Raw genomic sequence first — 7684 nt, forward strand, 5'->3', positions numbered from 1 at the left:
CACCTCGGGCCGATCCTACGGCCCGTCACGGACCGCCGTGGCGGCTCGGACGGACTCGTGCAGGACGCTCCGGGGGGCGCGGGGGGAAGGGCGCCGCTACGGTGCCTCGGCGATGCCCACCGGGCAGCTGACGCCGGTTCCGCCGATGCCGCAGTAACCGCCGGGGTTCTTGTCCAGGTACTGCTGGTGGTACGGCTCGGCCGGCCAGAAGGGGCGGTCGGCGGCGGGGAGGACGGCCGTGGTGATCGTGCCGTGGCCCGAGGCGTTCAGGGCCTGCTGGTAGGCGGCGCGCGAGGCCTCGGCGGTCTCCTGCTGGGCCGCGGAGTGGGTGTAGACGGCGGAGCGGTACTGGGTGCCCACGTCGTTGCCCTGGCGGAAGCCCTGGGTGGGGTCGTGGGCCTCCCAGAACACCTTCAGGAGGGTCTCGTAGGAGACGAGGGCGGGGTCGAACACCACGCGGACCACCTCGGTGTGCCCGGTCAGGCCGGAGCAGACCTCCTCGTACGTGGGGTTCTCGGTGTAGCCGCCCTGGTAGCCGGCCAGCGTGGTCCAGACGCCGGGGGTCTGCCAGAACTTCCGCTCCGCCCCCCAGAAGCAGCCCAGCCCGAAGTCCGCGACCTCCAGGTGCGCGGGGTAGGGACCGGACAGCGGGTTGCCCAGGACGGTGTGCACGGCGGGGACCGTGAAGAGGGGTTCCGGGCGGCCCTTCAGGGCCTGCTCGGGGGTGGGCAGCTCGGGGGTGCGGCGGCCGTACAGCATGCGGGGCTCCTCGGGGCGTCGGGGCGGCAGTCGTACAACGTACGGACGGCCGCCCCGATTCCCGCCGGGGCCGCTACTGCTCCGGCACGGGCGCAGGCGCCTGCGAAGGCGCGGGCGCGGGCGCGGGCACCGGGATGGGCGGGAGGGCCGCGGCCAGGGCCTCGCGCAGCGGGCCCGTGTCCGGCCGGTCGGCCACGGCCGCGTCGAGCGCCGGGCCGAGCCGGTCCGCGAGCCCCTCGGGCAGCTCCAGCTGCGCGGGCTCCGACCAGGACAGCCGCCAGTGCGCGGCGCCCCGCTCCGCGAGTTCCAGCACGACGAGCTGCTGGAGGCCGTGCCGCAGTGCGGGGCGGGCGAACTCGCGGGCCGCCCGCCCGGTCGCCGCCCGGGCCTCGTCGGACTTCGGGAGCTGGTCCCCGAGGCGCCACAGGGCGCCGCCGTCGATGGCGTCGAGCATCGCGGAGGCCGTGCCGGCCCCGCCGCGCTCGGCGGCGACGGCGGCGCGCAGCCCCTCGCACGCCCGGCTCCGCTGGGAGCGGACGGTCTCGTGCACCAGTTCGGGCCAGTCCACCCGGCGCAGCCGGAGGGACTCCGGCGACAGCGCGTACTTCTCGATCTCCGCGAACCGGCCGTCGGCGTCGGCGAGCAGCCCGAGGGCCGGCCCGGCGGGGCTCCCGCCGCGCCCGTCGTACGGCAGGGCCTCGATGCGCGCCACGCGTTCCGCGATCGGCGGGTGCGTGTCGTACGGTCCGGCGGTCCGCTCGGGCAGCCGGCCGCGCATCCCGGAGAGCTCGTCGGAGCGGGCCGCGAGCATCCGGCGCAGGCCGCCGAACACCTCGCCGGGCAGCGGCAGCATTCCGGCGCCCACGCCGATGGTGGCGTAGCAGTTCATGTAGTAGTCGTGCGCCGCGTCCAGGGCCGGGGTGGCGCGCAGGGCGGCGGCGGTCGCGTCGCGGCCCGCGATCCGGGCGGCGGCGAGGTCGGCGGCGAACTCCTGGCGGCGGGAGTCGGAGCGGGTGGCGCGCAGGTACAGCCGGGCGTAGCCGGTGTAGATCTTCGCCATGGCCCGGTAGGTGATGCCGGAGCCGCTGGTGTCCACGGCCCTGGCCTTCTTGCCGCGGGCGGTGCGCTTCTCGGCGCGCGCCTCCTGCCGGGCCCGCTCCTTGGCGACGGTGTTCGCGGCCCTGTCCTCGAAGTGGCCGATGGTGCGCAGCACCTGGGCCTGGCCGCGGCCGACGAGGGCGCCCAGGCGGGTGTCGGAGTGCACGTAGTGGCCGAGTTCGTGGGCGATCACCGCGCGGAGCCGGTCCTCGTCGAGTCCGGCCATGAGGGACAGGCCCAGGTACATGCGGCGCGGCCCGGGCAGCAGGCCGGCCAGCCGGGCGTCCTCGGTGACGGCGGCGTTGACCCCGGCGACGAGCACGATCTCGTCGGGGGCGCGGGTGCCGACCTCGGCGGCGAGCTCCCGCACGGTCTGCCAGAGCCGGGGCTCCTCGGCCTCGGTGAGGACCGGGCCGGGGGCGTCCTCGCCGTCGTCCTCGGTGCGCAGCATGAACATGCCGCGGACCACCGGGACGGCGAGCAGGACCGATACGAAGATCAGCTTGAGGGAGATCGGCCCGCTGGTCCACTTCACGGCGGCCCAGTCGGCCGCGGCGAGCAGGCCGAGGAGGAGGAAGCCGAGCAGGTAGAAGCCGGCGAGCAGGACGAGGGCGCGTACGGCGCGCAGGGTCGGGGCCATCAGAGGGCACCCGCCACGCCGGTCCCGCGGTCCCCGGAGGGCTCGCCGCCGGCCGGCCGGTCCCCGGAGCCGGTGTCTCCCGAGCCTGCGCCCCCGGAGCCCGTGCTCCCGGAGCCCGTGCTCCCGGAGCCCGTGCTCCTCGGCTCTCCGGCGGACTTCGTCCCGGGAGCCTGCGTGACCATCCACGCCGCGTGGCCGCGGGCCTTCTGGAACTCGGCCACGGGGTCCTTGTCCTTGTGCTTCCACGGGTAGGCGCCGCACCAGGGCCCGAGCTGCCGGAAGACCTCCAGCGCCAGCCGGTGCATGCCGGCCCGGCCGAGGTAGTGGGCGAGCAGGTGGTTCAGCCGCGGCAGGTCCTCGTGGTCCTCCGGGACCAGGGCCAGGGCGTGCGCGACCTGACCGAGGAGGGCCTTGCCCTCGTCCTTGGACAGGACGGGCAGGGCGCCGCCGTTGCGGGTCTCCAGCTCGTGGAGGGCGTGCAGCCAGACGCCGGGGAGGATGCTGCCGGGCGGGGCGTAGCGGACGGCCGCGGCGGCGAAGTCGAGCATGGCCTCGTCGGAGCCGTACCACTTGGCGCACCAGTACTGCATGGCCTGCCAGTGGGCGGCCGCGTGGTGCGGGGCGCGGTCGCACAGCTCCTGCCAGATCTTCTGGAACTGCCCGGCGGAGTACTGCATGCCGCGGGCGGCGGTGGCCATCACGATCCACGGGCCGGGGTGCGCGGGATCGAGCGCGGCGGCCTGCTGAGCGGCCTTCATGGCCTCCGGCAGCTGCGCGCGGAACTGCGCCATGTCGGCACTGGACACCTTGTGCGCGTACGCGCTGCCGCGGACCGCCCAGGCCCGGTGCAGGAGCAGGGCGGCGTGCAGGGTGGCGGCGTCGCAGCTGCCGGGCTGCTCGGCCCGCCACCGCACGAGCCACTCCTCGCCGTCCTCCGCGATCTGCTGGAGGAGTTCCAGCCGGTCCCAGCGCTCGTCCCAGTCGGTGCCGGCGGCCTCGGCGTACGCGGCGGCCGGCCGCCAGTCGCCCGCCCAGGCGGCATCGGCGACGGCCTGCCGTTCGCGGACGACGCGGGCGGGGGCCGGCGGGCCGGGGCGGGTGGGATCGAGGGCTTCGAGGGGCGCGAGCCCGTGGTCGGCCGGAACGAATTCGGTGCGTATCCAGGTGAACCGGCGGCTGTGGCGCACGGCCTGGACCAGTGCGTAGAGGAGCAGCGCAGCAGGAATGAGGAGCAGGTACGGGAGCACGGCCGGATCCTCTCCGGGCATGATCACTCAGCGCAACATTTTTAGCTAACGATCTGATCAGCGGGGGTGCGGGCCCGCACGGCCCGGGACCGCCCCGCCCCGCCCGCCCCGGCGCGTGACCCCGCCCCGCCCGCCTCGGCGCCCCGCCCGCCTCAGCGCCTCAGCGCGGCAGCGTCGCCGGCGAGCCGCCGTTCGCCTCGTAGCCCGCCACCGCCAGCGCCCGGTAGACCGCGTACTCCGCCGCCGGGTCCGCGCTGTGCGACCACGGCAGCGCGCCCACGCAGCCGTCCACGTGCCGCAGCTGCTCCATGGCCTCCGCCCACCGCTCGGCGCGCACCAGGAAGAACAGCAGCAGGTGCCGTACGTGCGCCAGCATCGGGTCGTCCGGCCGGGCCGAGTTCACCGCGTACAGGGCCCCCTCCATCGCCCGCGAGACCACCGCGCTCTGGTAGAAGCCCTGGGACAGGGTGATCTCCGGCAGGTGCTCGAAGACCGCGAACAGCGGGAGCGCGGCCAGCAGCGAGCCCTGCGGGGCGCGCGCCGCCGCCGCGTGGCTGAAGGCGTCCGCCTGCTCGCGGGAGCCGTGCCACTTCTCGCAGTGGTGGTGCAGCGCGGCCAGGTGCGCCCCCATGTGCTGCGGGGCCCGGTCCAGCACCTTCGCCCACAGCTCGTCGAACTCGGCGCTGCCGTAGCCCAGCCCGCGGGCCACCGCCAGCTCCGTGATGTACGGGACCGGGTCGCCGGGCGCGAGGAGCGCCGCCTCGCGGCAGGCCGTACGCGCCTCCTCCAGGATGATCCGGTGGTCCTCGGCGCCCACTCCGCCGGAGGCCCGCCACGCCTGCTGCACCAGGAACTCCGCGTGCACCTGCGCGCCGCCCGCGTCCTTGGGCGCCTCCAGCCGCCAGGCGCGCAGCCAGCCCGCGCCGGTGCCCGGCTGCTGCGCCAGCTCCAGGGCCGCGGCCCCCGCGAAGGCCTGCACCCGCTGCCAGCGGACCTCGCCCTCCTTGGGGGTGCCCGCCAGGAGCTGCGAGGCCGCCCGCCAGTCCTGCCCGCGCTGCACCAGGCCGAGCACGTCCATCAGGTCCTCGTCCGGCCCGGGCACGCGGACGTCCAGCAGTTCCTGGCGTACGAAGCCGTAGTCGGCCGGGTCCGCCGCGTCGGGGGCGCCCGGCGAGACCAGGCGCAGGCCGCCGCGCCGGCGGCGGACGTACGGGACGATCACCCACGCCAGCATGGCCATCGCGATCAGGAACCACAGAATCTCCATGCCCCAAGCGTTCCACATCGCCGCAGCAGACCCCCTTTGAGGCCTTGAGGGGCCTTAACGGGGGAATTCCCGCGCACGGCGTCGCGCAGCATCGTTTCCGCGCATCCTTCCGCCCCTAGCCTCAACCCCGCCCTCTTCCACCCATTCACCCCCGAACTGGGAGCAATGCCATGCGCATGCGCAACGCTGTGACCGCCGCCGTCGGAGCCCTCGTCATCGCGGCCGCCCTCGCCGGCCCGGCCTCCGCCGACGCGGGCGACTTCACCTACCTCTACCCGGGTGCCTCGGAGGACGTGGCGGTCGCCATCGAGAACCCGACCGACGAGCGGTGTTACAACTTCGAGAAGCTTCCGGAGGGGCAGCTGCCCGTCCTGGTCGCCAACGAGACCGCCATGACCGCCCTCGTCTACACCGAGAAGGGCTGCAAGGGCGAGGCCGTCGAGCTCGCCCCCGGCGACTCCCAGGACGACGAGTCCCTCGTGGCCAAGTCGGTCGTCTTCATCGTGAGCGAGCCCGGCGCCGAGCCCGCCGGCCCCGGCCAGCAGGCCGAGGACGAGCGGCCGTCGGAGGAGGCCGAGGACGCCGGGGACGCCATGGGCCCGCAGGAGGACCAGACCCTGCCGGACGAGATGCCGGCCGACGAGGACCGTGCGGCCGCCCCCGCCGACGACCACGCGGACAGCTTCGTGGCGGACTTCATCCACGCCTGGGGCTGATCCCCGAACGCCGGTCCGGGCCCCTTCCGGAGCGCTCTGCTGCCCGTGGCCGCATAGGCTCTGCCCATGAGCCACGAGCAGCAGAGTTTCGAGACCCGCGCCATTCACGCGGGCAACACGGCGGACCCGCTCACCGGCGCGGTCGTGCCCCCGATCTACCAGGTCTCCACGTACAAGCAGGACGGCGTCGGCGGTCTGCGCGGCGGCTACGAGTACAGCCGCAGCGCCAACCCGACCCGCACCGCGCTGGAGGAGAACCTGGCGGCGCTGGAAGGCGGCCGCCGCGGCCTGGCCTTCGCCTCGGGCCTGGCCGCCGAGGACTGCCTCCTGCGCACGGTCCTCTCGCCCGGCGACCACGTGGTCATCCCCAACGACGCCTACGGCGGCACCTTCCGGCTCTTCGCCAAGGTCGTCGAGCGCTGGGGCGTCTCCTGGTCGGTCGCGGACACCTCCGACCCGGCGTCGGTGCGGTCCGCCCTGACCGACCGTACGAAGGTGATCTGGGTGGAGACCCCCTCCAACCCGCTCCTCGGCATCACCGACATCGCGGCCGTCGCCGACATCGCGCGCACCGCGGGCGCCCGCCTCGTCGTCGACAACACCTTCGCCTCCCCCTACCTCCAGCAGCCGCTGGCCCTGGGCGCGGACGTGGTCGTGCACTCCCTCACCAAGTACATGGGCGGGCACTCCGACGTGGTCGGCGGCGCGCTGGTGACCGCGGACGCGGCCCTCGGCGACGAGCTGGCCTACCACCAGAACGCGATGGGCGCGGTGGCCGGCCCCTTCGACTCCTGGATCGTGCTGCGCGGCATCAAGACCCTGGCCGTGCGCATGGACCGGCACAGCGAGAACGCGACCCGCGTCGCCGACATGCTGACCCGCCACCCGAAGGTCACGCAGGTGCTCTACCCGGGCCTGCCGGAGCACCCGGGCCACGAGGTCGCCGCCAAGCAGATGCGCGCGTTCGGCGGCATGGTCTCGTTCCGCGTCGCGGGCGGGGAGGAGGCCGCGGTCGAGGTCTGCAACCGTGCGCAGCTGTTCACCCTGGGCGAGTCCCTCGGCGGCGTGGAGTCCCTGATCGAGCACCCGGGCCGGATGACCCACGCCTCGGTGGCGGGCTCCGAGCTGGAGGTCCCGGCGGACCTGGTCCGCCTGTCGGTCGGCATCGAGAACGCGGACGACCTGCTCGCCGACCTGGCCCAGGCCCTCGGCTGAGGTTCCGGTTCCCGCCGGCAGGGGGAGCGCGACAGGCCGTGACGTACTTCTTACGGCCTACGTGCTCCCCCTTTCCATTCCCAATTGTTAGGCTCGTGGTTTCGCCCACCACCGGTGGCTTTGTATTCCCTGTACCGACGAGGAGCACCTGTGACCCAGACGAGCGAGAGCGTCACCTGGCTGACCCAGGACGCCTACGACCAGCTCAAGGCCGAGCTGGAGTACCTGTCTGGTCCCGCACGCACGGAGATCGCGGCCAAGATCGCCGCCGCCCGTGAGGAGGGTGACCTGCGGGAGAACGGCGGGTACCACGCGGCGAAGGAGGAGCAGGGCAAGCAGGAACTGCGCGTCCGCCAGCTGACCCAGCTGCTGGAGACCGCCAAGGTCGGCGAGGCCCCGGAGTCCGACGGCACCGTGGCCCCCGGCACCGTGATCACCATCGCCTTCGACGGCGACCCGGACGACACGATGACCTTCCTGCTGGCCTCCCGCGAATACGCGTCCTCCGACATCGACACGTACTCCCCGCAGTCCCCGCTGGGCAAGGGCGTGAGCGGCAAGAAGATCGGCGAGGACGCCGAGTACGAGCTGCCCAACGGCAAGAAGGCCATGGTCAAGATCCTCGACGTCAAGCCGTACACCGGCTGACCGGCACCCGCGCCGATACGACGGTGCCCCCGGCCGCGTGTTTTGGTGGGGCGGGAAGTCGTGTCTGCGAGCCCCCCAACGGTCGCCGAGAGGT

The 7684-nt window shown here is 74.2% G+C and carries 7 protein-coding genes; 3 read left to right on the forward strand and 4 right to left on the reverse strand.

The window, feature by feature from the left end:
• Window positions 1-96: 96 nt before the first annotated feature.
• From msrA to ACZ407_RS17460, 4 genes are all read right to left on the reverse strand, one after another.
• A complete protein-coding gene (gene msrA, locus ACZ407_RS17445; RefSeq protein WP_468128967.1) occupies window positions 97-759 on the reverse strand; it encodes a peptide-methionine (S)-S-oxide reductase MsrA in 663 nt (220 codons plus the stop codon).
• 73 nt (window positions 760-832) lie between these two features.
• Window positions 833-2497 carry a M48 family metalloprotease gene (locus ACZ407_RS17450; RefSeq protein WP_468128968.1) on the reverse strand — a complete coding sequence of 555 codons (1665 nt, stop codon included), beginning with the start codon at window positions 2495-2497 and terminating at the stop codon, window positions 833-835.
• A complete protein-coding gene (locus tag ACZ407_RS17455; protein WP_468129335.1) occupies window positions 2497-3765 on the reverse strand; it encodes a hypothetical protein in 1269 nt (422 codons plus the stop codon). The genes ACZ407_RS17450 and ACZ407_RS17455 overlap by 1 nt, the downstream gene beginning before the upstream one ends.
• 139 nt (window positions 3766-3904) lie before the next feature.
• Entirely contained in the window at window positions 3905-5011 is a 1107-nt protein-coding gene (locus ACZ407_RS17460; protein WP_468128969.1) for a hypothetical protein, read from the reverse strand.
• 170 nt (window positions 5012-5181) lie between these two features.
• Here ACZ407_RS17460 and ACZ407_RS17465 point away from each other — a divergent pair, with 170 nt between their 5' ends.
• From ACZ407_RS17465 to greA, 3 genes are all read left to right on the forward strand, one after another.
• Window positions 5182-5727, forward strand: coding sequence for a hypothetical protein (locus ACZ407_RS17465; protein WP_468128970.1), 546 nt, complete (start codon window positions 5182-5184; stop codon window positions 5725-5727).
• A gap of 66 nt (window positions 5728-5793) precedes the next feature.
• Complete coding sequence (locus ACZ407_RS17470) at window positions 5794-6942, forward strand: cystathionine gamma-synthase (protein WP_468128971.1); 1149 nt, start codon at window positions 5794-5796, stop codon at window positions 6940-6942.
• A 150-nt stretch (window positions 6943-7092) separates the two neighbouring features.
• On the forward strand, window positions 7093-7590 hold the full coding sequence (gene greA / locus ACZ407_RS17475) for a transcription elongation factor GreA (protein WP_468128972.1): 498 nt from the start codon (window positions 7093-7095) through the stop codon (window positions 7588-7590).
• Window positions 7591-7684: the final 94 nt, after the last annotated feature.

Source organism: Streptomyces sp. NPDC030809 (assembly GCF_055572195.1).

Excerpts from the sequence above, each read along its gene's own strand:
- ACZ407_RS17470 (WP_468128971.1), top strand. The coding sequence starts at position 5,794 with ATGAGCCACGAGCAGCAGAGTTTCGAGACCCGCGCCATTCACGCGGGC.
- ACZ407_RS17460 (WP_468128969.1), bottom strand. The coding sequence starts at position 5,011 with ATGGAGATTCTGTGGTTCCTGATCGCGATGGCCATGCTGGCGTGGGTG.
- ACZ407_RS17455 (WP_468129335.1), bottom strand. The coding sequence starts at position 3,765 with ATGCCCGGAGAGGATCCGGCCGTGCTCCCGTACCTGCTCCTCATTCCT.
- ACZ407_RS17450 (WP_468128968.1), bottom strand. The coding sequence starts at position 2,497 with ATGGCCCCGACCCTGCGCGCCGTACGCGCCCTCGTCCTGCTCGCCGGC.
- msrA (WP_468128967.1), bottom strand. The coding sequence starts at position 759 with ATGCTGTACGGCCGCCGCACCCCCGAGCTGCCCACCCCCGAGCAGGCC.
- ACZ407_RS17465 (WP_468128970.1), top strand. The coding sequence starts at position 5,182 with ATGCGCATGCGCAACGCTGTGACCGCCGCCGTCGGAGCCCTCGTCATC.